Raw genomic sequence first — 23,762 nt, forward strand, 5'->3', positions numbered from 1 at the left:
CGGCCCCGCCGCACGAACGTGCTGGTCGACTCAGCTGAACGAGTCGCCGCAGGCGCAGGAGCTGCCCGCGTTGGGGTTGTCGATGGTGAAGCCCTGGGCGTCGATCCGGTCGGCGAAGTCGATGGTCGCCCCGGCCAGGTAGGGGGCGCTCATCCGGTCGACGACGACCTCGACACCGTCGAAGTCGGTGACGACGTCACCGTCGAGCGACCGCTCGTCGAAGAACAGCTGGTACCGCAGGCCGGAGCAGCCGCCCGGCTGCACCGCGACCCGGAGCCGCAGGTCGTCGCGGCCCTCCTGCTCGATCAGGGCCTTGACCTTCTGCGCCGCGACGTCGGTGAGGACGACGGAAGTAGCGGCCTGGGCCTCGGTCGACTCGGTCTGCGCTGGCGTGGTCACGTGGAAATCTCCCTGCGCGGTATGGGTCCGGACGCACTGGCCAACGTCGCGCGTCGTCCAGTGATTCCCGGTGTGGTCCGGATCCGATCCTACGCCGCCCGGGCCGGTGCCACCCGGGTGGCGTGACGAGACCGCCGCCGCAGGTCCGCCCGCGGGCGTGGCGCCGCCCCGCGCCCGGCGAGCGGCGCCAGGCCGGGCGGTCAGCGGCCGCCACGGCCGGGCGGTCGGCGGCTCCACTGCCAGGCGGTCAGCGGCTCCACTGCCGGGCCAGCCGCGAGCCCAGCGCCCGCAGGCCCTCGGCCGGCCGGCCCATTGCCGCCTCGACCCCGCCGCGTTCCTCGCCGCCGAAGTGCTCCACCAGGCTGTACGTCTCGGTGACGCCGGCCGAGGCGGCCTCCCGCCGGCCGGTGCTCACCCGTCCCGCCAGCACCACGCAGGGCACCCCGCGGTCGCGGGCGGCCCCGGCCACCCCGGCGACCACCTTGCCGCGCAGCGACTGGTGGTCGAAGGAACCCTCCCCGGTGATCACCAGGTCGGTGGCGTCGAGCGCGGCGTCCAACCCGATCGCCCGGGTCACCAGGTCGATGCCGGACTCGCAGCGCCCACCCAGGGCGAGGATCGCCGCGCCGAGGCCGCCGGCCGCGCCGCCGCCGGGCAGCGCGCCCAGGCCGGGCGGGCAGCCGGGCAGGTCCCGTTCGAGCACCCCCGCCCAGCTCTCCAGCGCGGCGTCGAGCAGCAGCACGTCCGCCCTGGTGGCGCCCTTCTGCGGGCCGTAGACGCTGCTCGCCCCGTGCAGCCCGAGCAGCGGGCTGTCGACGTCGGTGGCGGCGACCAGGGTGGCCCCGCGCAGCCGGGGCGCGCCGTCGAGGGTGGCGACCGCGGCCAGCGCGGCCCCGCCGTACGGCAGGGCCCGGCCGGCGTCGTCCAGCGGCGTCGCGCCGAGCGCGGTGAGCAGGCCGGCGCCGCCGTCGTTGGTGCCGGAGCCGCCCAGCCCGACCACCACCGTGCGGGCCCCGTGCTCGACAGCCGCGGTGACCAGCGCCCCCAGCCCGTACGAGGTGGTCGCCTTCGGGTCGCGCTCGGCGGCGGCGAGCAGGTGCAGCCCGCAGGCCTGGGCGCTCTCCAAATAGGCGGTGCCGTCGTCGGTGAGCAGGATCTCACCGGCGGCCGGCCGGCCGAGCGGGTCGACGGTCGGCACCGGGATCCGCCGGCCGCCGAGGGCGTCGGCGAGCACCGCGACGAAGCCCGGCCCGCCGTCGGCGAGCGGTCGGATCAGCAGCTCGTCGCCGGCGGCGACGGCCCGCCAGCCCTCGGCGACGGCGGCGGCGACCTCCTGGGCCGCGAGGGTGCCGGCGAACTTGTCCGGACAGAGCAGCACGCGCATGCCTGGCAGTGTGGCAGCACACAACGGTGAAGGCTGCGCGGCAGCCACGCTGTGGGACGATGGGAGGCGTGACTTCGACCTGGGTGGAACCCTCCAACACCGCCACTGCGCTGCTGCTCCTCGGCCGCGGCAGCGACCCCGCCACCGAGCGTGGCGTGGAGTGTCCGGGCGACCTGCCGGCGCCGAGCGACCCCGACCTGGTGGCCCGGGCGGCGGCGGCCAGGGCCGCGCTCGGCACGAAGGTGTTCGTGCTGGGTCACCACTACCAGCGCGACGAGGTGATCCAGTTCGCCGACGTGACCGGCGACTCGTTCAAGCTGGCCCGGGAGGCCGCCGCCCGGCCGGACGCGGAGTACATCGTCTTCTGCGGCGTGCACTTCATGGCCGAGAGCGCCGACATCCTCACCTCGGACGCGCAGCAGGTGATCCTGCCCGACCTGGCCGCCGGCTGCTCGATGGCGGACATGGCGGTGCTGTCGCAGGTCGAGACCGCCTGGGACGTGCTGACCGAGCTGGGCGTCGCGGCGGACACCGTCCCGGTGACGTACATGAACTCCTCGGCCGACATCAAGGGCTTCGTCGGGCGCAACGGCGGCGTGGTCTGCACCTCGTCGAACGCGAAGCGGGCCCTGGACTGGGCGTACCAGCAGGGGTCAAAGGTGCTCTTCCTGCCCGACCAGCACCTGGGCCGCAACACGGCGGTGCTGGACATGGGCCTCTCGCTGGACGACTGCGTGCTGTACGACCCGCACAAGCCCAACGGCGGGCTCACCCCGGAGCAGCTGCGCGACGCGAAGATGATCCTCTGGCGGGGGCACTGCTCGGTGCACGGCCGCTTCACCCTCGACAGCGTCAACGACGTGCGCGAGCGGGTGCCGGGGGTCAACGTGCTGGTGCACCCGGAGTGCCGGCACGACGTGGTCACCGCCGCCGACCACGTGGGCTCGACGGAGTACATCATCAAGACCATCGAGGCGGCCCCGGCCGGCTCGGCCTGGGCCGTCGGCACCGAGCTGAACCTGGTCCGCCGGCTGGCGCTGGCCCACCCGGACAAGCAGATCATGTTCCTGGACAAGGCGGTCTGCTACTGCTCGACGATGAACCGGATCGACCTGCCGCACCTGGTCTGGGCACTGGAGGAGCTGGTCGCCGGGCGGGTGGTCAACCAGATCACCGTCGACCCGGACACCGCGCACCACGCCCGGGTGGCGCTGGACCAGATGCTCGCGCTGCCGGGCGCCGACACCCCGCCGCCGACCGCCAGCTGATCACCCACGGTCACATTGCTGGTACGGAAACATGCCGGAATCCCCGGTTCGTGCCTTGCCTGGCGATGTGACCGATTCCATTTGGGCAACCGAGGACTATGCTGCCGGGCGACGACATCGTGCACGGTTTGGCGCCGGTCCCATTCCGGGTAGCTGAACAGCCGGCAGACAGCTGCACAGCCCACCCCACCCTCGACACTGCACCACCCGACGCGCGCTGGAGGTTGCGTTGACCGACGACGTCCTGGTCGTACACGGAGGCACGCCGCTGGAAGGGCGGATCCGCGTGCGCGGCGCGAAGAACCTCGTCTCCAAGGCGATGGTCGCCGCCCTGCTGGGCGACACCCCCAGCCGCCTGTTCGACGTGCCGCGCATACGTGACGTCGAGGTCGTCCGCGGGCTGCTCGGCCTGCACGGGGTGAAGGTCACCGACGGCGCGGAGGAGGGTGAGCTGGTCTTCGATCCGGCCAACGTCGAGAGCGCCAGCACCGACCAGATCAACGTGCACGCGGGCTCCAGCCGGATCCCGATCCTGTTCTGCGGCCCGCTGCTGCACCGGCTCGGGCACGCCTTCATCCCCGACCTGGGCGGCTGCCACATCGGCCCGCGCCCGATCGACTTCCACCTCCAGGCGCTCCGCGAGTTCGGCGCGACGGTCGACAAGACCCCGGAGGGGCTGCACCTGTCGGCGCCGAACGGGCTGCACGGCACCAAGTTCGCCCTGCCGTACCCGAGCGTGGGCGCGACCGAGCAGGTGCTGCTCACCGCGGTGATGGCCGAGGGTGTCACCGAGCTGCGCAACGCCGCCGTCGAGCCGGAGATCATCGACCTGATCTGCATCCTGCAGAAGATGGGCGCGATCATCAAGGTCCACACCGACCGGGTGATCGAGATCCAGGGCGTCAAGCGACTCAGCGGCTACACCCACCGGCCCATCCCGGACCGGATCGAGGCGGCGAGCTGGGCCGCGGCGGCGCTGGCCACCCGCGGGGACGTCGAGGTGCTCGGCGCCCAGCAGGTCGACATGATGACCTTCCTGAACATCTTCCGCTCGGTTGGCGGCGCGTACGAGGTGACCGACGCCCGCGCGCCGAAGCTCGGCGACCCGGGCCAGGAGGGCGGTATCCGGTTCTGGCACCCGGGCGGCGAGCTCAACGCCGTGGCGCTGGAGACCGACGTGCACCCGGGCTTCATGACCGACTGGCAGCAGCCCCTCGTGGTCGCGCTGACCCAGGCCCGCGGCCTGTCGATCGTCCACGAGACGGTCTACGAGCAGCGGCTGGGCTACACCGAGGCGTTGAACACGATGGGCGCCAACATCCAGGTGTACCGGGACTGCCTGGGCGGCACCCCGTGCCGCTTCGGCCGGCGCAACTTCAAGCACTCCGCGGTGATCGCCGGCCCGAGCAAGCTGCACGCGGCCGACCTGGTCATCCCGGACCTGCGCGCCGGGTTCAGCCACCTGATCGCGGCGCTCGCCGCCGAGGGCACCTCCCGGGTGTACGGCGTCGACCTGATCAACCGCGGCTACGAGGACTTCGAGGCGAAGCTGGCCAGCCTGGGCGCGCACGTCGAGCGTCCGTAACCGAACTCACCCCCGTTGAGAACCGCCCGGTGCACCCGTGATGTGCACCGGGCGGTGGTGTTTGGCTACCCTTCACCTCGTGCCGTCGTTGTTTCGTCGCAAGTCCGCCGACCGTCCCGACTCCTCCGCCGCCCCCATGGCAACCGAGGAGCCGTCTGCCACGCGTCCCCGGGGCTACACCCCGAGCAAGAAGGAACTGGGCCGGGAGACCCCGAAGCGGCCGGTGGCCGGTCGGCGCCCCGCCGGCCCGACGAAGCCGCTGACCAAGGAGGAGGCCCGGGAGCAGCGCCGGGCGGCCCGCGCCGAGGCGGCGGCGGAGTTCCGCCGCGAGGGCGGCCCCCGCGACCGCGGCCCGGAGCGGCTGCTGGCCCGCAACGTGGTCGACTCCCGGCGTACGGTCGGCACCTGGTTCTTCGGCGGCGCGCTGATCGTGCTGATCGGTTCCAACCAGGCCATGCCGCCGGCGATCCGGCTGGCCTCGAACCTGGTCTGGGGTGCGCTCGCGCTCGGCGTGGTGGTCGACTCGGTCCTGATCTCCCGAAAGATCAAGAAGCTGGTCCGGGAGCGGTTCCCCAACAGCGGCCAGCGGATGGGCTCGCTCTACCTCTACGCGATCATGCGGTCGATCACCTTCCGCCGGATGCGGGCGCCCGCACCCCAGGTCAACATCGGCGACAAGATCTGACCCGAACGGTCCACCCTGGGCCCCTTCCCGCAGCAGCGGGGAGGGGCCCCGGTCATGGCACCCCGGCCAGACGCAGCAGCGCCGTGGTGGCTGCCGCCGCGACCACCACCAGGACGAAGGGCGCCCGCCGCCAGGCGAGCAGCACCCCGACCAGCACGCCCGCCGGCCGGGCGTAACCGGCGAAGCCGCCCGCCTCGGTCAACGCGGCGGTCGCGGCCAGCGCGGCCAGCAGGGCGGCGGCGCCGACCGGCAGCAGCCGCCGGGACCACTCGGGCAGGTCCAGCCGGTCGCGCAGCAGCACTCCGGCGACCCGGAAGCCGTACGTGCCGGCCGCCAGGGCGAGGATCACGGCGATCAGCACGGCGTCTCCTCCGGCTGCGGGACCGGCTTCGGTCCGGCTTCCCGGAGTCCGGCACCGGCCCGACCGCGCGCCAGCGAGCCGGCGGCGCCGGACGGGACGACGCTGCCAGGCGCGCCAGCCGCACCGGACGGGCCGGCGGCAAGCGGGTCGGCGGCCGGTCTCCGGTGCCGGCGGAGGGCCGGCACGGCGAGGGCGCCGAGCGCCAGCAGCACCGGCAGCCCGGCCGGCAGCACCGGGGTCGACAGCACGGCCAGGCCCGCGCCGGCCAGCGCCACCCGCCGGGTCTCCGGGTCGCGCAGGGTCGGCAGCAGCAGGGCGATCAGCCCGGCCGGAAAGGCGGCGTCCAGCCCCAGGGTGGCCGGGTCGCCGACCGCGCCGCCGGCGAGCACGCCGAGCAGGGTGCCGGCGTTCCAGGCCAGGAAGAGCAGCGTCCCGGCGAGCCAGAACGCCCGGCTCCGCGCCTCGCCGGCGGGTCGGGCCAGCGCGAACGCGGTCGCCTCGTCGGTCATCAGGTGGCTGCCGAGCAGCCGCCGCCAGCGCTGCCGGCCGAGGCTGTCGCCGAGGGTCAAACCGAACGGCAGGTGCCGGGCGTTGAGCAGCAGGCCGGCCAGGACCGCGGCGAGCGGGCTGCCGGCGGCGACCAGCCCGACCGCCATGAACTGCGCGCCACCGGCGTAGACCACCGTCGACATCGCAACGGTCGCCCAGTCGGGCAGACCGGCGGCCACCGCCACCGCGCCGAAGGAGGCGCCGACCGCGACCATTGCCGCCCCGATCGCGGCCACGTCGCGAAGCATCCGGGTGTCCGGTGTTCGATGAGCCGTACGCATGGAACATTATGATGAACAGCCTCGACGCGTTCGTCAAACCGAACAAACAGAACGATGGAGCGAACAACGGCCGTGGACACCACTCCCCTGCTGGCCACCATCGCGGCGGCCCTGCGCCGCGAGCGCGAGCGGGCCGGCATCTCGCTGACCGCGCTGGCCCGCCGCGCCGGCATCGCCAAGTCCACCCTGTCCCAGCTCGAATCCGGGGCCGGCAACCCGAGCCTCGAGACGCTCTGGGCGCTGGGCGTCGCGCTGGGCGTGCCGTTCAGCCGGCTGGTCGAGCCGCCGCCGGCCAGCGTCCGGGTCATCCGGGCCGGCGAGGGCCCCCGGGTCCACGCGGAGCACGCCGACTTCACCGCCACCCTGCTCGCCGCCGGCTCGGCACACGGCCGGCGCGACGTCTACATGATGGAGCTGGAGCCGGGCGCCGTCCGGGTCGCCGAGCCGCACACCCCGCGCAGCGTCGAACACGTCGTGGTCGCCGCCGGCCGGATGCGCGTCGGCCCGGAGTCCGACCTGGTCGAGCTCGGCCCGGGCGACTACGCGACGTTCCCCGGGGACGCCCCGCACCGGTACGAGGCGCTGACCCCCGGCACCTTCGCGGTGCTGGTGATGGAGCACCCCTGAGGGGCGGCAGAGTCAACCGGTGACCGGGGCCTGCCGGCTCGCCGGCGACCGGTAGAGCCGGGTCACCACCTCCTCGATGTCCGGCTCGACGATCGCGATGTCGCGGAGCGTGGCCAGGCCCGCCAGCCCGGCCACCACCTCCGCCGCGCCCGCCGACTCGCAGGCGTAGACCAGGCGACGCCCGTCGGCCTCGACCCTTTCCAGCGGCGCCCCGGGCAGCGCCGGCGGGGTGGCCAGCGCGGCGTCCAGCTCGGCGACGACCAGCCGGCGGGAGCCGTACCGGCTGTGCAGGGCGGCGATCGACCCGTCATGCACCACCCGGCCGTGGTCGATCACCACCAGCCGGCGGCAGAGCCGCTCGATGTCGGCCAGGTCGTGGGTGGTGAGCACCAGCGTCGTGTCGCCGGCCCGACCCAGCTCGCCGAGGAAGTCGCGGACCGCCTGCTTGCTCACCACGTCCAGGCCGATGGTGGGCTCGTCGAGAAAGAGCACCCGCGGGCCGTGCAGCAGGGCGGCGGTCAGCTCGCCGCGCATCCGCTGCCCGAGGGAGAGCTGCCGCACCGGGGTGTCCAGGAACTCGTCGAGGTCCAGCAGCTCGCGGCAGCGGCGCAGCCGGGCCGCGTGGTCGCCGGCCGGCACCCGGTAGACGTGCCGGAGCAGGTCGAACGAGTCGCGCAGCGGCAGGTCCCACCAGAGCTGGGAGCGCTGGCCGAAGACCACGCCGATGCCGAGGGCCAGCCGGGTGCGCTGGGCGACCGGGCGCAGCCCGCAGACGCGCACCTCCCCGGCGGAGGGGGTCAGCACGCCGGTCAGCATCTTCAGCGTGGTGGACTTGCCCGCGCCGTTGGCGCCGATGTAGCCGAGGGTCTCGCCGCGCTCCACTCGCAGGTCCACCCCGTCGACCGCGGTGACCGTCCGCTTCTCGCGGCGCAGCCGACCGGCCCTGACCCGTACCGTGAACTCCTTGCGCAGCCCCTGCGCGTCGATCACCAGGCTCATGATCCCGTACTCCGGTAGTGGCGGACACCGACGCGCCAGGCCGCCGCCGCGCCCGCGGCGGCGACCAGCGCGACGCCGGGGGCGGCCCAGCCCGCCCAGGCCGGCAGGCCGAGCGGGTCGGCCCGGCCGAGCAGCGCCAGCGCCGGTTGGTAGCTGACGAAGGCGAACCCCAGCCCGTACGCGAAGGCCGCCCGGAACCAGCCCTCGAAGACCGTGACCGGGTACGAGGTGAAGTCCCGCCCACCGTAGGTGACCGAGTTGGCCAGCTCCCCCGACTCGACCCAGTAGAACGAGACGGTGGCGGTGGCCACGAAGACCGACCCGAAGAAGACCACCCCGGCCAGCGGGGCGACGACGGCCAGCAGCACCCGACCGGGCGTCCACCCGATCCCGGCGGTGGCCAGCGCCACCACCAGCACGGCCAGGCCGAACAGCGCCCGGGAGACCTTGCGCAGCGGCAGGTCCATCAGCAGCAGCTGGGGCAGCGCGCCGAGCGGCCGCAGCAGCACCGCGTCGAACAGCCCGGTGCGCACGTACCGGGGCAGCCGCTCGATGTTGCCGACCAGCAGGTCGGCGGTGGCGAACGCGCAGGAGGAGATGCCGACCATCACCAGCGTCTCGGGCAGGGTGAAGCCGCCCAGCTCGCGGGTCACCCCGTAGATCACCAGGACGGTGACCACGTCGAAGGCGGTGGCCCCGACGTTGCCCAGCAGGTCCACCACGAAGGACGCCCGGTACGCCGTCTGCGAGCGCGCCTGCGCCCGCAGCAGCCCCCGGTACGCGGTGACCGTGCCGCCCGCCTCAGCCACCCTGCACCACCAGCCGCCGTTCCGCCCGGCGCTGCACCAGCCGGCAGGCGGCCAGGATGAGCACCGCCCAGCAGAGCTGGAGGGCGACCAGCCCGAGCTGGGTGACCGGCGGGTCCCGCTCGACCAGCACGTCCAGCGGGGTCTGGAGCAGGCTCGGGAAGGGGGTGCCGAGCCAGAGCGCCAGCTGGAGCGGCTCGGGCAGGAAGCGCAGCGGGAAGTAGAGCCCGGCCAGCACCCCCGACCCGAGCGTCCAGAGGATCATCGGCCCCCGGACGTCCTGCAGCCAGTACGCCGCGGCGTTGACCAGGAACCGGCAGCCGAAGCAGAGCACCACCGCGGTGACCACGGAGACGCCGAAGAGCGGCACGGTCGACCAGCGGGCGGGCAGGTGCACGTCGAAGAAGAGCGGGCCGACCAGCATCGGCGGCAGCAGGCGGGCCAGCGCGGCGTACCCGGCGCGGCCCAGGTCGGTGGCGAGGTAGCTGGTCACCGGGTGCACCGGGCGGAGCAGGTCGCCGGCGACGTCGCCGGTGCGGATCCGGTCGGCCAGGTCGGCCCAGCCCCAGAGCAGGATCACCGCCAGCAGCCCCTGCCCGGCCCAGACGAAGGTGGCGAGCTGCGCCCGGTCGTACCCCGCGGCGCTGCCGGCGCTGCCGGCCACCGCGAGCAGCACGTAGCAGCGGAGGAACCCGAAGACGGAGTTGGTGACGACACCGGCCGCCGCAGCCTGGCGATAGGTGGCGTATCGCCGGAAGCCGGATCGAGATATCGCCCAGAATGTCCGAAACCATAGGATAACGTTTGAGTCCGTGGGCGGTGCCACAGTGGCGGTGACCGAGCCCACGCCGTTACCCTCCATCCGCAGCCATGCCGTGCCGGGGTTGGGTGACTCTACCGGCAGGTGGAGGCCCCGGCACGACAATTTCCAACGAGGTGACACCGCCGTGAGCGAGCGACGCGAGCCGGGCATCGGGCCGCGCCGCACGGGCGGCGACGAGGGCCCCCGATGACGGGCGGCTACCGCGACCGCTGGCACGATCCGGCCGAGCCCTCCTGGGTCGTCGAGCCGACCACCGAGTGGCACCCGCAGTTCCCCGGCCAGCGCTACCCCGGCGACATCGGGGCCCGGCACACCCCGCCACCGCCTCCGCGCGGCCGGGCCGCCGTGGTCGGCCGGACCGAGGTGCCCCCGCTCGCGCCGACCCGCCCCGACGGGACGTACCTCGGGCGGTCCTGGGACGAACACGACGAGGAGCCGCCGCGCTGGGGCGGCCACCCGGTGGGCGAGCAGCGCCACGACGAGGCGTACCGGCGGCACGACGACGAGGCGTACCGGCGGCCGGCCGCCGACCTGACCTGGCAGCGCGAGCGCCGCCAGCCCGAGCCGGACGCTCCCGCCTCCCGTGCCGCCCGTACCGCCTGGGCGGACCGCCGCCCCGAGGGCGCCGACCGACCCCGCGAGGGCGCCGACCGACCCCGCGAGGGCGCCGACCGACCCCGCGAGGGCGCCGACCGGCCCCGCGAGGCGGCGTGGCACCGCGACCGCGGCGCCCCCGACCGGTACGACGCCCGGCCGCAGCGCCCCGCCCCGGGCGTCACCCCGGTCTCCCCCGGGCCCCGGCACGAGCCGGCCCGCGGCGTGGAGCCCGGCTGGATGCCCGAGCCGGACGAGGCACCGCCGCCCCGCCGGCCCGCCACCGGGTACGACCGCCGTCCGACCGACGACCGCCGTCCGACCGACCGCCGTTCGACTGAGGACGGCCGCCGGTGGGACGGTCACGAGCAGTTCCCGGCCGACCGGCGGACCCGCCCCGACCAGGAGGTCCCCGACCGCTACCGCGAGCCGGACGAGCGCCGGCAGCCGCGCCACGCCGAACCCCCGTCGGCTCCCCGCGGCCACGACGAGCACCCGCCCGCCCGCGGGTACGCCGACCACCGGTCCGCCCTGAACGGGTACGACGACGGGCACCGCCCACCGTCGCGGGTGTCCGACGAGCGCCGGCAGCACGGGTACGACGAACGCCGCCACCCCGACGAGCGGGGGCCGTCGCGCGAGGCGGCCGCCCGTGCCGAGGCGTACCCGGACCGCCGGCCCCGCGAGGCGGCGCCGCCCGCCGAGGCGTACCGCGAGCAGTGGAGCCGTCCCGGCGCGGACCGTGACGGCAGCCGTCGGGGCGGGCCCGCCCCGGAGCACGGCCGGCACCCGGAGCAGCGGCCCGGCCGCCCGGCCTGGCACGAGGAGCGGCCCGCCGCCCACGGCCCGGCGCGCCCGGGCTCGCCCGCGCCGGTCTCCGGGGCGCCGTCGTCCGGCGGCCCGGCACCGGCCGCGCCCGTCTCCCCCGCCCCGGTCTCCCCCGCTCCCACCTCGGGTGCGCCGGTCTCGGGGGCCGGCGGGCCCGTCCGCCCGGTCACCGACCCACGTGCCCCCCACGGGCGGGACGTCGTTCCGCCACGCGCCGCCGGCGCGCCGCCCGGCGGCGCCGGCCGCGGGGTCACGCACCCGGTCTCCGGTGTGCCACGCCCCGTGTCGCCGGCCCCCGCCGGCACACCGGGTCGGGCCGGCGACGACCGGGCCGTCTCGGCTTCACCCGGCCCCGACCACACCGCGCCGGTCTCGTCGCCCCCGGCCGCCCGGCTGCGGATGGAGTTCCGGCCCGGCCAGGAGGCCGCGGGGCGCCCCACCGCGCCCGGCGACGCCGCCCCGACCGCCCAGCGCCCGGCCCCGGCCCCGGCCGACCACCGACCGGCGTCCGCGCTCCCGGCCGACGGGCGACCCGTGTCCGGCGCCCCCGGCGCGCAGTCCCGCCACCACACCGACCACCGGGTGCCGCCGCCGCACGGCCGTCCGACCCCCGGGCAGCAGCCGGCGTCCGGGCCGCCGGCCGCGCCCCGCCCCGTCTCCGGGCCGCCCGCCGCCCCGCCGCCCGTCTCCGCACCTCCTGCCGCGCCGTGGCCCGTGCCCGGCGCGGCCGCCGGCCCGCGGTCCTTCTCCCCGCCGTCCGGCCAGCAGCCGCCGTCCCGGGCGGCGGCAGGCCAGCCACCGGTGTCGGGAGTGCCCGTCGGTCACCGGTCGGTCTCCGGGCCGCCCGCACCCGAGCCCCGGGACCGGGTCACGCCGCAGCGCCCGGCCGGCCCGGCCCCCGCTCCGTCCACCCCGGCGAGCCCGTCCGGACCGGCCCCGTCGACCGCCGGCCCGTCCCTGGCCATCACGCCGGACAAGCCGCGCCGGTACGTCCCGCCTGCGCCGCCACCCACCTCCCCCGAGCCACCGGCAGCACCCAGGTCGGAACCGAACAGCTCGGAGGCCTGGTTTCGCCCCGCCGGGCCGGAGTCGGCGCCGACTCCGACCGACGGGACCGACCCCCGAGCTGGCGGAGACGACCGCCCGGTGTCCGCCCCGTCCGGTGCGGCGGAGGCGGCCACGCCCGCGCCGGCCGTCCGCCCGTCTTCGGACGCGACGCCGCCGACCCCGGCCGATCCGCCGCAGGCCGGATTCCGGTCGGTGGCCCCGGGGTCCGCCCCGCCCGGGCAGCCGGTCTCTGCCACCCGATCCGGGTACCCGTCGGACGGACGGTTCGCCGGGCCGTCTTCGCACGACGACGCGCACCGGCCGGTCTCCGCGCCCCCCGCGCACCGGCCGGTCGCCGACCAGGCCGCGCCCGCCGCCGCGTCTGAACCGGCGACGCCCCCGGTCGCGCCCGCCTCCGGGCCGCCCGCCCCACCGGCACGGCCCGCGCCGACGGTGCCGGCGCCGGAGCGGGCCGTGCCGGACCAGGCCGTGCCAGACCAGGCCGTGCCAGACCAGGCCGTGCCAGACCAGGCCACCGGCGCGGAGCCCGCCGCACCGCACCCGGCCGAGGCCGATGCGGCCGCGCCGGTGTCGGCGTCGGCGGGGTCCTCCGAGGCCGGCCCCGCGTCGCCCGCCGCGCCGGTTCCGGCGTCGCCGGTGGCCGCGGAGTCCGCCGTCCCGGTCCCGCCCGCCCGGCCGGTGTCCGCGCCGGCGCCGGTCCCCACGGCCGCCCACGACACGGCGGCGGTTCGGCCCCGGTCGGGACCGCCGGTGCCCGGCGGCGCCTTCGCCGACCGATTCTCGGACTTCTCGGACAACGCCACCGGCCCGTCCGCCGACGGGGCGGACGCCTCGTCGCCGGGACCTGCTCCCGCAACCGCACCACCCGTCCCGTCGCCGGCCGGGCCGCCCCTTCCGCCACCGGCCGACCAGGCCAGCCCGGCCGAGCAGACCATGCTGGCCGAGCAGACCATGCTGGCCGACGCGGGCTCCCATGGGCGGCCGACGGAGCTGGGGAGGCGGACCGACCTGGGCACGGCGATCGACCAGGAACCGGCGGCCGATCACGCCACGTTCGGCGGCACTGCTCACCCCGAGTCCATCTCCTCGGCCGAGGTCCCGAGTCCGTCGGCCCCGGTCTCCGCACCACCGGCCGACGCCGGCAGAGCGGGAACGGCCGGACCGGACGGGCCAGGGGCTGCCGCGATGCCGGCCCGACCCGTCTCCACACCGCCGGACGTCACGCCCGAGCAGCCCGTCCGGCCGGTGTCGGGCGCCCCGTCGTCCGTGGCCGGACCGAGCACCCCAGGCGCGGCGCCGTCCATCCAGCCGGTCTCCGCGCCGCCCGGCGACGGCACCGACGAGCAGCCCGTCCGGCCCGTCTCGGGACCCCTGTCACCGACCGACGCCAATCCGACCGGACCATCGGCGTCGACGCCGGCCCTCGCGCCGGTCTCCACGCCGCCCGCCGACGCCCCGGAGCAGTTCGCCCGGCCCGTCCCGGCGCCCCCGGCCGCCGCCCCCACGGCCGAACCGGCACCGGCTGCCCCGGCCACCCCGAAGGCGACCCCGTCCACTGCGGTGGACCCGCCGGCCACCACCGCGCCGCCGGCCACCACCGCGCCGCCGGCCACCACCGCGCCGCCGGCCGACCCGGAGCAGGTCCTGGCCTCGTACCAGTGGCGGCTGGACCCGGAGACGCTGCGCGAGGTCGTCGACGACGCCGACGAGCTGCGGGCGCTGCGGCGGCGGCTGACCGAGAAGCTCGGCGTGTCCCTGGACAACCGGGCCCGGGCGCGGCTGCTCAGCCTGCGGGCGGTGGTCTCCCGGGTCGCCCACGACCTGGACGACGCGCTCGCCGACAGCCGGCTCGCCCTCACCTACGCGGAGGCGACCGGGGAGCTGCGGCGCACCGCGCTGGCCCGGGCCCGGCTGGCGGAGGTGCTGCGCTGGAAAGGCGAGTTCGCCGAGGCGGATCGGCTCTTCGCCGAGGCCAACTCGGCCGAGCTGCCAGACCGGCTGCGGGCGGCCCTGCACGAGCACGCGGGCCGCTCCTGCTACGACCAGGGACGGCTGATGGAGGCCTGCGAGCACTTCGAGCGGGCCCTGGACCTGCGCCGGGCCGACGACCCGGAGCTGACCGAGCGGATCCGGGTCTGCCTGGACGCGGTGCACACCCGGGCGGTCGCGGAGGGCGGCTTCGGGCCGTACCCGCGCAGCCGGGAGGAGGTCCTGCGCGGACGCCGGTCCCCGGTGCCCACGCTCGACGGCCGCCTGGACCGCTGGGGATACGCAGACGCCGACGGTGAGCTGGTCCTCGACTACCGGTACGCCGAGGCGCAGCCCTTTCGTGAGGGCCTGGCCTGGGTACGCCGCCCGGACGCCCCCGACTGGGAGCTGATCGACGAGGCCGGCACCACCCTGATCGGCCCCTCGTACGCGGCGGTGCGGGCCTTTTCCGACGGCCTGGCCTGGGTGTCGCGCGGCGGCGAGGCGGACTGGATGGCGATCGACCCGGAGGACACCGTGGTGGTGCCAGCGGGCTTCGAGGACGTCCGGCCGTTCACCGGCGGGGCCGCCGCGGTGCGCCGGGGCGGCTGGGGCGCGGTCGACCGTGATGGCCGGCTGGTCGTCCCGACCCGCTACGACGGCTTCCGCACCGCGCTGGCCAACGGCCGTCGGCTCGACGGCTTCACCGACGAGGGGCTGGCGGTGGTGGAACTGGGCGGCTTCCGGGGCGTGGTGGACCGCACCGGCAGGGTGCTGGTCGCACCGGCCCATCCGGAGCTGGTGATCCACCCGGTGGCGTTCCTGGCCAACGACCGCACCGGCCGGTGGGGCGCGCTGGACCGGCGCGGCGAGCCGCTGATCGACCCGGTGCACCCGGGTCGGGACGCGGTGCTGGCCAAAATCGACCTGCTGCTGACCGACGCGCACCCGGTGCTCTGAACCACCCGCCGCCGCGCCGACCGGTGGCCATGATCCGACCGGACTAGGGTCGAGGACATGGAATTCCGACACCTAGGCCGTTCGGGCCTGATGGTCAGCGAGATCTCGTACGGCAACTGGATCACCCACGGTTCCCAGGTCGAGGAGGAGGCGGCGCTGGCCTGCGTCCGGGCCGCCCTGGACACCGGCATCACCACCTTCGACACCGCCGACGTGTACGCCGGCACCCGCGCCGAGGAGGTGCTGGGCAAGGCCCTCGCGGGCGAGCGCCGGGAGGGGTTGGAGATCTTCACGAAGGTCTACTGGCCGACCGGGCCGGGCCGCAACGACCGGGGCCTGTCCCGCAAGCACATCATGGAGTCGATCAACGGCTCGCTGCGCCGGCTGCGCACCGACTACGTGGACCTCTACCAGGCCCACCGGTACGACTACAGCACGCCGCTGGAGGAGACCATGTCGGCGTTCGCCGACATCGTGCACTCCGGCAAGGCGCACTACATCGGCGTCTCCGAGTGGAAGGCCTCGCAGATCCGCGAGGCCCACCAGCTCGCCCGCGAGCTGCGGGTCCCGCTGGTGTCCAACCAGCCGCAGTACTCGATGCTCTGGCGGGTCATCGAGACCGAGGTCGTCCCCACCAGCGAGGAGCTGGGCATCGGGCAGATCGTCTGGTCGCCGATGGCCCAGGGCGTGCTGTCCGGCAAGTACCTGCCGGGTCAGCCGCCGCCGGCCGGATCCCGCGCCACCGACGAGAAGTCCGGCGCCGGGTTCATCGCCAAGTGGCTGACCGACGAGGTGCTAACCCGGGTGCAGCGACTCAGGCCGCTGGCCGAGCAGGCCGGGCTGACCATGCCGCAGCTCGCCATCGCCTGGGTGCTGCAGAACCCGAACGTCTCCTCGGCGATCGTCGGGGCGTCCCGCCCCGAGCAGGTGCACGACAACGTCAAGGCGGCGGGCGTCAAGCTCGACGCCGACCTGCTCAAGGCGATCGACGAGATCGTCGAGCCGGTCACCGAGCGGGACGCGGCGAAGACGGAGAGCCCGGCCCAGCGCCCGTGACACCCTCCCCTGGGCCGGCGCGGCGTCCGCGCCGGCCCAGGACCCTTCCCGGGTACGCCGGGGCGGGGTCAGCCCTGCCAGAAGCGGATCAGGTGCAGCCCCAGGCCGTAGAGCCAGCTCGGCAGGCCCAGCAGGTCACCGACGGCGAATACCCCGTCGAAGAACCAGCCGCCGATGCGCGGGTTCCACAGCAGCGCGAACAGCAGGATGAAGCCGTACGGGGCGAACATGTCGTACATCCGCCGCCACTGCGGGTTCAGCCAGGGCTGGATCATGTTGCCGCCGTCCAGGCCGGGCACCGGGAGCAGGTTGAGCACGCTCGCGGTGAGCTGGAGGAACGTCAGCAGCGCCACCCCGGCCCAGAACTCGACCGGCCCGCCGAGGGTCCCCGTACCGATCCGCAGCGCCGCCACCAGCAGCAGCGTGAACAGCACGTTGGTGGCCGGGCCGGCGAGGCTGACCAGGGTGTGCCGCAGCCGGCCCGGGATCGCGTGCCGGTCCACCCAGACCGCGCCGCCGGGCAGGCCGATGCCGCCGAGCAGCACCACCACCACCGGCAGCACGATCGACAGCAGCGGGTGGGTGTACTTGAACGGGTTCAACGTCAGGTAGCCCCGGTGGGCGATGTCCCGGTCGCCGGCCCGGAACGCCACCACCGCGTGGGCGTACTCGTGCAGGCAGAGCGAGACCAGCCAGCCCGAGACCACGAAGAGGAACACGTCGAACCGGACGTTGCCGAACCGGTTCCAGGCCATCACCCCGCTGCCCACGAAGAGCGCGACCAGGGCCAGGAAGACCGGGCTGGGCCGGAACGCCGCCCGGGGCACGCCGAGCACCAGCGGCTCGCCGCCCGGGCGGTCGTAGCCCATCACTCCGCCGTCGGCAGCAGGCTCATCCGATACTCCACCCGGTCGTCCTCCACGAGCGCGACCGAGGTGACGCCGGACGCCGCGAGCTCCCGCCAGGTCTGGCCGATCCACGATTCGGCGTCCGCCTGACTGCCGAACGACTCCGCCGGTCCGTCGACCGACGCGCCGTTCGCGCCCTCGTACCGCCAGCTCCACGCCATGCCGCGTCTCCCCTCGCCGCTACACCGTCCCCGGGGACGGACCCCGCAAGCGTAGTCGGCCGCCCGCACGACGGCTCGACGCTCACCCCCGGGGCGGCACCGCGGCCGGCCGCCGGTGATCACCACGAGCGTCCCGGACCGGTACGGTGGCGCGGTGCTGACTCAAGGAGTGGTGCTGAGCAATCGGTACCGGCTGGGCGAACGGGTGGCGACCGGCGGCATGGGCGCGGTCTGGCGGTGTGTCGACATGCTGCTGGACCGGGAGGTGGCGGTGAAGGTCCTGCTGCCGGCGCTGGTGGAGGACCCGGAGTTCACCACCCGGTTCCACGCCGAGGCCCGGATGATGGCGGCCCTGCGGCATCCGGGCATCGTCGCGGTGCACGACTTCGGCTCGGCGACGCTCGCCGACGGCAGCCAGGTCAGCTACCTGGTGATGGAGTACGTCGACGGCGATCCGCTGGTCACCTGGATCCGGCGCGCCGGCCGGCTCGACCCGACGTCGACCATGTCGGTGGTGGCGCAGGTCGCCGCCGCGCTGCACGCCGCGCACACCGCCGGCATCGTGCACCGGGACGTCAAGCCGGGCAACCTGCTGGTGAAGCGGGACGGGACGGTGGTGCTGGTCGACTTCGGCATCGCCCGCTCCAGCACGATGGCCTCGCTGACCGCGGCGCACATGGTGCTCGGCACGGCCTCGTACATGTCGCCGGAGCAGGCGACCGGGCAGCCGGTCTCGGCGGCCACCGACGTCTACGCGCTCGGAGCGGTGGCCTACTACTGCCTGACCGGGCAGCCCCCGTTCGTCGGGGAGAACCCGTTGCAGGTGGCGCTGCGGCACGCCCAGGAGGCGCCTGCGCCGCTGCCGCCGGGCACCCCGCCGGCGGTGGCCGAGGTGGTCGGGCGGGCCCTGGCCAAGAGCCCCGGTGACCGCTGGCCCAGCGCGGAACGGCTCGCCGAGGCGGCCCTGGACGCCCGGGACGCCACGCTCGCCGTCCTCAGGGTGCCGCCGCGCCCGCCGTGGGCGCTGGACGGGCCCGCGCTGCCCGGGGCGGGCATCCCGGCGCAGACGGCCGGGCCGAGCGGCCCGGCTGGCGGGCCGATCGGGGGCGGTCCGTCGGGCGGGACGGCCGCCGGCGCGGCGGTGGCGCAGCCGACACCCGGACCGACGTCTGGTCCGGGCACCGGCTCAGGGGCGCTACCGACGGCCGGGCCGGCGCACCGACCCGGCCCGGCGGGGCAGCCCGGCCCCGGCGCGCACCCCGGTCCGGACCCGCACGGCGCCCAGGTGGCCGCCGGCCCGTCGGCGGTGCCCGGCGTCGGTCCGGGCCGGCCCGTCGCTCCCCAGGGAACCGGGTTGCCGCCGGGGCAGCAGAGCGGAATGCACGTCCCGCCGCCGCCAGGCGCGCACACTCCGGCGGCCGGCCCGGCCGGTCCCGGACCGGGCTGGTCCTTTCCGGCCGCCACCGGGCAGCCGCAGCCGCCGTACCCGGCGGCGATGGGCGGCCAGCAGGCGACGCCGCCCGCGGGCCATCCCAGCCCGTACGCCGCACCGGAAGCCGTCCCGACCCGGGAGGACCGGGCCGGTGGCGCGTCCCGGCGGCGCCGGCTGGCCCTGGTCGGCGCGGCCGGCGGAGTGGTCGCCGTGCTGGCCGCCGTGGGCGCCGTGCTGGCGTTCCTGCCGGACGAGCCCGCTCGGCGCGGCCCGGAACTGACCGAGGCCGCGGCGGCCACGCCGGCCACGCCGGGTCCGGGCGTCAGCACCAGCAGCGGGAAGCCGACGCCCGGCGCGAGCGCCACCGGCTCCCGGCCGGCCTCGGCCACGCCGACCGCCGGCCCGACCGGCACGACCGGCACGACTGGCACGACGAGCCCGCGACCGGGGGCGGAGCCGGAAGCCAGCGCATCCACCACCACCGCCGCCCCGCAGCCAGGGACGACCACGACCACACCGCCGAAGCCGAATCCCTACACGCCGACGCAGGCCTGCGGCAGCGGCTACCAGGTGATCGACTCCGCGGCGTTGACCTCGAACGGCGTCCGGCGGGGGAAGGTGTACCTGCTCTGGAACGGGGCCGCGAAGGCCAACTGCGTGGTGACCATGAAGGAGACCGCGGTCGGCGAGCGCACCACGACGTCGGCGTTCCTGGAGGTGCAGGGGAAGACCCGCAGCACCGACAGCGGCGCGTTCGAGTACTATGCCGGCCCGGTCCGCGCCGGGGCCGGCGGGGTCTGCGTGAAGTGGGGCGGGTCGACCGGCGGCGCCAGCTACGCCAGCGGTTTCGAGCACTGCGGCTGACCACGGGCCGCCCGGCGAGGGCACGCCGGGCGGCTTTAAGGTACGGGCATGTCCGTTGACGGGTGGAACACGGTCCTGGTGCTCGGCGGTATCCGCTCGGGCAAGTCGGAGTTCGCCGAGTCCCTGGTGGGCGACGCCCCGACGGTGCGCTACGTGGCGACCTCCGCCGACGCCGACCCGGAGGACACCGAGTGGGCCGCCCGGCTGGCGGCGCACCGGGAACGCCGGCCGGGCGGCTGGACCACCGAGGAGACCGCCGACGACCCGCGCCGGCTGGCCGACGTGATCGCCGCCGCCGGCCCGAACGAGACGCTACTCGTGGACGACCTGGGCGGCTGGGTGACCGTGCTGCTCGACCCGGCGCACCAGCCCGCCGACGACGTGGCCACCATCGCGGAGCTCGCTGCGGCGGTCCGCGACAGCGAGGCGCGGATCGTGCTGGTCAGCCCCGAGGTGGGGCTGTCGCTGGTGCCGACCACCCCGCTGGGCCGGGCCTTCACCGACGCGCTGGGCGCGGCGAACCGGGCCGTCGCGGACGCCTGCGACGCCGTGGTGCTGGTGGTCGCCGGCCAGCCGGCCTGGCTCAAGCCCGCCGTCACGCCGCGCGCGGCCGGGGTGCCCGCCCAGGCGGGCCCGGCGCGGCAGGACGCGACGCCCGCGGCCGGCGCGCCGCCGGAGACGCCGCTGCCGGATGTGCTGACCCCGACCGCGCCGGCCGCCCCGGCCGCGCCCGTGAACGCCAACGGCGCCGCCTGGGCGGCGCCGACCATGGCGCTGCCGATGGTCGCCACCGGTCTGGTCATCCAGCCCGGCATGGAACTGCCCATGCCCGACGAGTACGCCGGCCCGCAGGCCGTCGACCGGCTCGCCAGCCTGGACGTGCCCGGCGCCGGGTTCGGCGCGCTGCAACGGGTGGTCGGCTTCGCCGCCGCCACCCAGGGCACCGCGACCCCCACCCCCTGGGCGACCGTGCGGGTGCTGCTGCTGCACGGCGACCACGCCGGCGGCGCCGCCGCCGGCACGGTCCCCGGCGAGTCGTCGCGCCGGGCCCGGCAGGCCCGCGCCGGCCGGGGGGCGCTGGCCCGGCTGGCCGCCGAGAGCGGCGCCAGCCTCCAGGTGGTGGACACCCCCTCCGCCGCTCCGATGGAGCACGAGCCGGCGCTGGGCGCCACCGCCGTCGAGTCGTCCCTGCGCTACGGCTGGCGGCTGGCCGAGGAGGCCGCCGACGCGGGTGTGCAACTGCTGGTGCTGGGGGCGTGCGGCGCGGGCACGGAGGCGGCCGCCGCCGCGGTGCTGGCGGCGACCGCCGGCGCGGAGGCCCCGGCGGTACTCGGCCGGGTAATCACCGCCAGCGGAGAGATCGACGACGCGGCGTGGATGACCCGCTGCGCGGCGGTCCGGGACGCGCTGCACCGCACCCGCCGCTCCCCCCGCGACGCCAAGGACGTGCTGGCCGAGCTGGGCGGCGGCGACATCGCGGTGGCCACCGGCGTGCTGCTCGGCGCGACCGCCCGCCGGGTGCCGGTCATGCTCGACGGCCCGGTCGGCCTGGCCGCCGGCATGATCAGCCGCGACCTGGCCGGGCAGGCCCGGCACTGGTGCCTGCTGGCCGACCATGGCGGCCACCCGGCCGTCCGGCTCGCCGCCGACGTGCTCGGCCTGACCCCGCTGCTGGACCTGCGGCTGGACCTGGGCGAGGGGGCGAACGCGTTGACCGCCCTGCCGCTGCTGCGCTCGGTGCTGGCGCTGACCGCCGCGCTGCCGGCCCACCCCCGGCTGGGCGGCGGGGAGCCCGACGAGGACGAGCCGGACTTCACCGAGCCGCAACCGGCCGGCCCCGGACCGACCAGCACCGAGCCGGACTTCACCGAGCCGCAACCGGCGGGCCCCGGGCCGACCACCGTCGAGCCGGACTTCACCGAGCCGCAACCGGCCGGCCCCGGACCAACCAGCACCGAGCCGGAGCCGGACCCGTCCGGCTGGCGTGCCGGCTGAGCCGCGGGTCGCCGACGGCCTGCGGCTGGCGCTGACCACCTTCACCACGCTGCCGGTCCGCGCCGGCCGGATCGACCGCCCGGTGGCGGGCACCGCGATGGCCCTCGCCCCGCTGGTCGGCGCGCTGCTCGGCGCGGTGCTCGCCGGGGTGCTGCTGCTCCTGGCCGCGCTCGCGCCCCCGCTGGTCGCCGCCGGGGTGACGGTGGGCTGCGCCGCCCTGCTCACCCGGGGCCTGCACCTGGACGGGCTGGCCGACACCGTGGACGCGCTGGGGTCGTACCGGCGGGGCGCGGCGGCGCTGGAGATCATGAAGAAGCCGGACGTGGGGCCGTTCGGGGTGGTCGCGCTGGTGGTCGTACTCCTGCTCCAGGCGGCGGCCCTCGCGGAGCTGGCGGGGCGGTCCTGGCCGGCGGCGCTCGCGGCCGTGGTCGCCGCGACGGCGGCGGGGCGGCTCGCGGTGACGGTGGCCTGCCGGCGCGGGGTGCCGGCGGCCCGGCCGGAGGGGCTGGGCGCGCTGGTCGCCGGGACGGTGGGGCCGGTCGCGTTGGCGGTCGGCACGGCCTCCGTCGCGCTGGCGGCGGTCCCGGCGGTGCCGGGCCGCCCATGGCAGGGGCCGCTCGCCGTCGGGGCGGCGCTCGCCATGGCGGTCGGGCTGCTGCGCCACGTGGTACGCCGGTTCGGCGGCGTCACCGGCGACGTGCTCGGCGCCGGCGTGGAGGTGGTCACCACACTGGTCTACCTCGGACTGGTGCTGTCCGGCTGAACGCGGCACCGGACGGCGGGTAGCGTTTGCCCCGACAGCACCGGCACGGCCTTCCGGGGGACGACTTGCTCATCACGGACGACTTCCTGCCCATCCCGGTGCCGGAGTCGCTGAGCGCGACCTACCTGGTGCCGATGGCGGGGCTGCCGCGGGTGAGCCCGAAGACGGCCGTGCGGGCGCTGGAGGGCCGGCTGGCCGAGCCGGTGCACGGGCTGGCGACGCAGATGCTGGACAGCCCACTGATGACGGTGGACACCCGGTCGGTCGACGAGTTCCCGCAGCTGCCGCCGGACCTGCTCACCGCGTTCGGGGCCACCGAGGCGCAGCTCGGCCGGCTGGCCGCGGCCAGCCACCTGGTGGTGGTGCAGGCCGAGTACCGGCCGGGCTGGCCGCCGGCGCACGAGTGGGCGGCCCGCGCGGTGGCCGCCGCGGTCGCCGAGTCCGTCGACGGCGACGTGGTGGACGTCTTCGGGTTGCAGTTCCTCGACCCGGCGACCGCGCTGCGCTCGCTGCCCGACGCCCAGGGCCGGGTACGCCTGGTCGACTGGGTGCTGGTGCCATACTCCTCCGACGCGGAGGGGCTCTGGTTCACCACCAAGGGGCTGCGCCGGTTCGGGCTGCTGGAGTTGCAGACCCAGGGCGTGCCGGACCACCTCACCCGGGCCTGGGGCGCGGTGATGACCGGGGCCGCCCGGCGGCTGCTGCGGGACTGGACCGACGGGCTCAGCGGCGAGGAGGTGCCGGCGTTCGTGCAACTGCCGGTGCTGGCCACGGTGACCGGGCACGACATCGCGGTGGCGTACGGCAATCCGGAGCAGCACGGCGCGACGGCCCCGGTGCTGCTGCGGCTGGAGCTGGACCCGGCCACCGACCCGGAGGCCGACTCGTTCCTCAGCCTGCGCCCGCCGCCCGGGCACCCGGGCCCGCCCGGGAAGTACTACGCGGCGGCCTGCGCGACGCTCTTCTCCGGCATCCAGCCGGACGTCCGCTACGCCCGGCCCGGTGACGCGATGAGCAAGGCGATCGCCACCGCCCGGGCCGGGCTGGACGGCGTCCGCGCCCGCTTCCTCGCCGGCCAGCTGCCACCGGACTCGCAGCTGGTGGTCAAGTACGGCCTGCCCGGCGACGAGGGCCCCGAGTTCGTCTGGGCCGGGGTGACCTCGTGGGAGGCGCCGGAGCGGATCGTGGGCGCCAGCGCCAGCGAGGCCAACACCGACCCCACCGTCCGGATCGGCTCTCCCGTGGTCGTCGAGGCGGCCGACGTGGTCGACTGGGCCCTCCTCGATGGCACCGGCGTCACCGAGGGCGGCTGGACCCAGGCCGTCCTGGACGCCGGCGAACCCCCCACCGCCTGACCCCCTCCCCGGCCCACCCACCCCGGCCCGCCGGTCCGCCCCG

The 23,762-nt window shown here is 76.2% G+C and carries 18 protein-coding genes and 1 pseudogene; 10 read left to right on the forward strand and 9 right to left on the reverse strand.

Annotated features, from left to right (window positions below; genetic code table 11):
* Window positions 1–30: 30 nt before the first annotated feature.
* Together erpA and ABZ807_RS14230 are read right to left on the reverse strand one after the other, a co-directional pair.
* Window positions 31–399, reverse strand: coding sequence for an iron-sulfur cluster insertion protein ErpA (erpA, locus tag ABZ807_RS14225; protein ID WP_357156616.1), 369 nt, complete (start codon window positions 397–399; stop codon window positions 31–33).
* A gap of 247 nt (window positions 400–646) precedes the next feature.
* Complete coding sequence (locus tag ABZ807_RS14230; protein ID WP_357156618.1) at window positions 647–1,783, reverse strand: glycerate kinase; 1,137 nt, start codon at window positions 1,781–1,783, stop codon at window positions 647–649.
* A 68-nt stretch (window positions 1,784–1,851) separates the two neighbouring features.
* On the opposite strand from ABZ807_RS14230, the gene nadA reads away from it, so the two are divergent.
* The 3 genes from nadA to ABZ807_RS14245 all read left to right on the forward strand — a co-directional run bounded on the left by nadA (window position 1,852) and on the right by ABZ807_RS14245 (window position 5,321).
* Window positions 1,852–3,051 (forward strand): quinolinate synthase NadA, encoded by a 1,200-nt coding sequence (gene nadA / locus ABZ807_RS14235; RefSeq protein WP_357156620.1) that lies wholly within the window; start codon window positions 1,852–1,854, stop codon window positions 3,049–3,051.
* A 229-nt stretch (window positions 3,052–3,280) separates the two neighbouring features.
* Window positions 3,281–4,636 carry a UDP-N-acetylglucosamine 1-carboxyvinyltransferase gene (gene murA / locus ABZ807_RS14240; protein WP_357156622.1) on the forward strand — a complete coding sequence of 452 codons (1,356 nt, stop codon included), beginning with the start codon at window positions 3,281–3,283 and terminating at the stop codon, window positions 4,634–4,636.
* A 40-nt stretch (window positions 4,637–4,676) separates the two neighbouring features.
* A complete protein-coding gene (locus ABZ807_RS14245; protein ID WP_357156624.1) occupies window positions 4,677–5,321 on the forward strand; it encodes a DUF3043 domain-containing protein in 645 nt (214 codons plus the stop codon).
* A gap of 52 nt (window positions 5,322–5,373) precedes the next feature.
* On the opposite strand, the gene ABZ807_RS14250 is transcribed toward ABZ807_RS14245, so the two are convergent.
* Both ABZ807_RS14250 and ABZ807_RS14255 read right to left on the reverse strand, forming a co-directional pair.
* Window positions 5,374–5,682: an AzlD domain-containing protein gene (locus ABZ807_RS14250; RefSeq protein ID WP_357156626.1), complete on the reverse strand. Its 309-nt coding sequence runs from the start codon at window positions 5,680–5,682 to the stop codon at window positions 5,374–5,376.
* Entirely contained in the window at window positions 5,676–6,512 is an 837-nt protein-coding gene (locus ABZ807_RS14255) for an AzlC family ABC transporter permease (protein WP_357156628.1), read from the reverse strand. The genes ABZ807_RS14250 and ABZ807_RS14255 overlap by 7 nt, the downstream gene beginning before the upstream one ends.
* A gap of 54 nt (window positions 6,513–6,566) precedes the next feature.
* On the opposite strand from ABZ807_RS14255, the gene ABZ807_RS14260 reads away from it, so the two are divergent.
* A complete protein-coding gene (locus ABZ807_RS14260; RefSeq protein WP_357156630.1) occupies window positions 6,567–7,139 on the forward strand; it encodes an XRE family transcriptional regulator in 573 nt (190 codons plus the stop codon).
* 12 nt (window positions 7,140–7,151) lie between these two features.
* Here the strand turns inward: ABZ807_RS14260 and ABZ807_RS14265 are convergent, their stop codons facing one another.
* Genes ABZ807_RS14265 through ABZ807_RS14275 form a run of 3 tightly spaced genes read right to left on the reverse strand, consistent with a single transcriptional unit; the run spans window position 7,152 to window position 9,791 of the window.
* Complete coding sequence (locus tag ABZ807_RS14265) at window positions 7,152–8,138, reverse strand: ATP-binding cassette domain-containing protein (protein WP_357156632.1); 987 nt, start codon at window positions 8,136–8,138, stop codon at window positions 7,152–7,154.
* The gene (locus tag ABZ807_RS14270) at window positions 8,135–8,947 is read right to left on the reverse strand and encodes an ABC-2 family transporter protein (protein WP_357156634.1); all 813 of its coding nucleotides are present in this window, start codon (window positions 8,945–8,947) and stop codon (window positions 8,135–8,137) included. The genes ABZ807_RS14265 and ABZ807_RS14270 overlap by 4 nt, the downstream gene beginning before the upstream one ends.
* The gene (locus ABZ807_RS14275; protein ID WP_357156636.1) at window positions 8,940–9,791 is read right to left on the reverse strand and encodes an ABC-2 family transporter protein; all 852 of its coding nucleotides are present in this window, start codon (window positions 9,789–9,791) and stop codon (window positions 8,940–8,942) included. Before ABZ807_RS14275 ends, ABZ807_RS14270 begins: the two co-directional genes overlap by 8 nt.
* Window positions 9,792–9,953: 162 nt before the next feature.
* On the opposite strand from ABZ807_RS14275, the gene ABZ807_RS14280 reads away from it, so the two are divergent.
* Together ABZ807_RS14280 and ABZ807_RS14285 are read left to right on the forward strand one after the other, a co-directional pair.
* Window positions 9,954–15,185, forward strand: coding sequence for a WG repeat-containing protein (locus tag ABZ807_RS14280; RefSeq protein WP_357156638.1), 5,232 nt, complete (start codon window positions 9,954–9,956; stop codon window positions 15,183–15,185).
* A 57-nt stretch (window positions 15,186–15,242) separates the two neighbouring features.
* Window positions 15,243–16,241 carry an aldo/keto reductase family protein gene (locus ABZ807_RS14285; protein ID WP_357156640.1) on the forward strand — a complete coding sequence of 333 codons (999 nt, stop codon included), beginning with the start codon at window positions 15,243–15,245 and terminating at the stop codon, window positions 16,239–16,241.
* A 68-nt stretch (window positions 16,242–16,309) separates the two neighbouring features.
* Here ABZ807_RS14285 and ABZ807_RS14290 read toward each other — a convergent pair whose 3' ends face one another.
* Together ABZ807_RS14290 and ABZ807_RS14295 are read right to left on the reverse strand one after the other, a co-directional pair.
* Window positions 16,310–17,110 (reverse strand): site-2 protease family protein, encoded by an 801-nt coding sequence (locus ABZ807_RS14290; protein ID WP_357156642.1) that lies wholly within the window; start codon window positions 17,108–17,110, stop codon window positions 16,310–16,312.
* Window positions 17,110–17,310 (reverse strand): hypothetical protein, encoded by a 201-nt coding sequence (locus ABZ807_RS14295; RefSeq protein ID WP_088961023.1) that lies wholly within the window; start codon window positions 17,308–17,310, stop codon window positions 17,110–17,112. The genes ABZ807_RS14290 and ABZ807_RS14295 overlap by 1 nt, the downstream gene beginning before the upstream one ends.
* A gap of 154 nt (window positions 17,311–17,464) precedes the next feature.
* On the opposite strand from ABZ807_RS14295, the pseudogene ABZ807_RS14300 reads away from it, so the two are divergent.
* From ABZ807_RS14300 to ABZ807_RS14315, 4 genes and pseudogenes are all read left to right on the forward strand, one after another.
* A pseudogene (locus ABZ807_RS14300) lies at window positions 17,465–18,274 on the forward strand (serine/threonine-protein kinase); the annotation flags it as partial.
* Window positions 18,275–19,654: 1,380 nt separating this feature from the next.
* The gene (locus ABZ807_RS14305) at window positions 19,655–21,601 is read left to right on the forward strand and encodes a bifunctional adenosylcobinamide kinase/adenosylcobinamide-phosphate guanylyltransferase (RefSeq protein ID WP_357156644.1); all 1,947 of its coding nucleotides are present in this window, start codon (window positions 19,655–19,657) and stop codon (window positions 21,599–21,601) included.
* A complete protein-coding gene (cobS, locus tag ABZ807_RS14310) occupies window positions 21,591–22,364 on the forward strand; it encodes an adenosylcobinamide-GDP ribazoletransferase (protein ID WP_357156646.1) in 774 nt (257 codons plus the stop codon). The genes ABZ807_RS14305 and cobS overlap by 11 nt, the downstream gene beginning before the upstream one ends.
* A gap of 65 nt (window positions 22,365–22,429) precedes the next feature.
* Complete coding sequence (locus ABZ807_RS14315) at window positions 22,430–23,719, forward strand: DUF2314 domain-containing protein (RefSeq protein ID WP_357156648.1); 1,290 nt, start codon at window positions 22,430–22,432, stop codon at window positions 23,717–23,719.
* Window positions 23,720–23,762: the final 43 nt, after the last annotated feature.

It is taken from the genome of Micromonospora sp. NPDC047548, assembly GCF_040642975.1.
Classification (GTDB): domain Bacteria; phylum Actinomycetota; class Actinomycetes; order Mycobacteriales; family Micromonosporaceae; genus Micromonospora.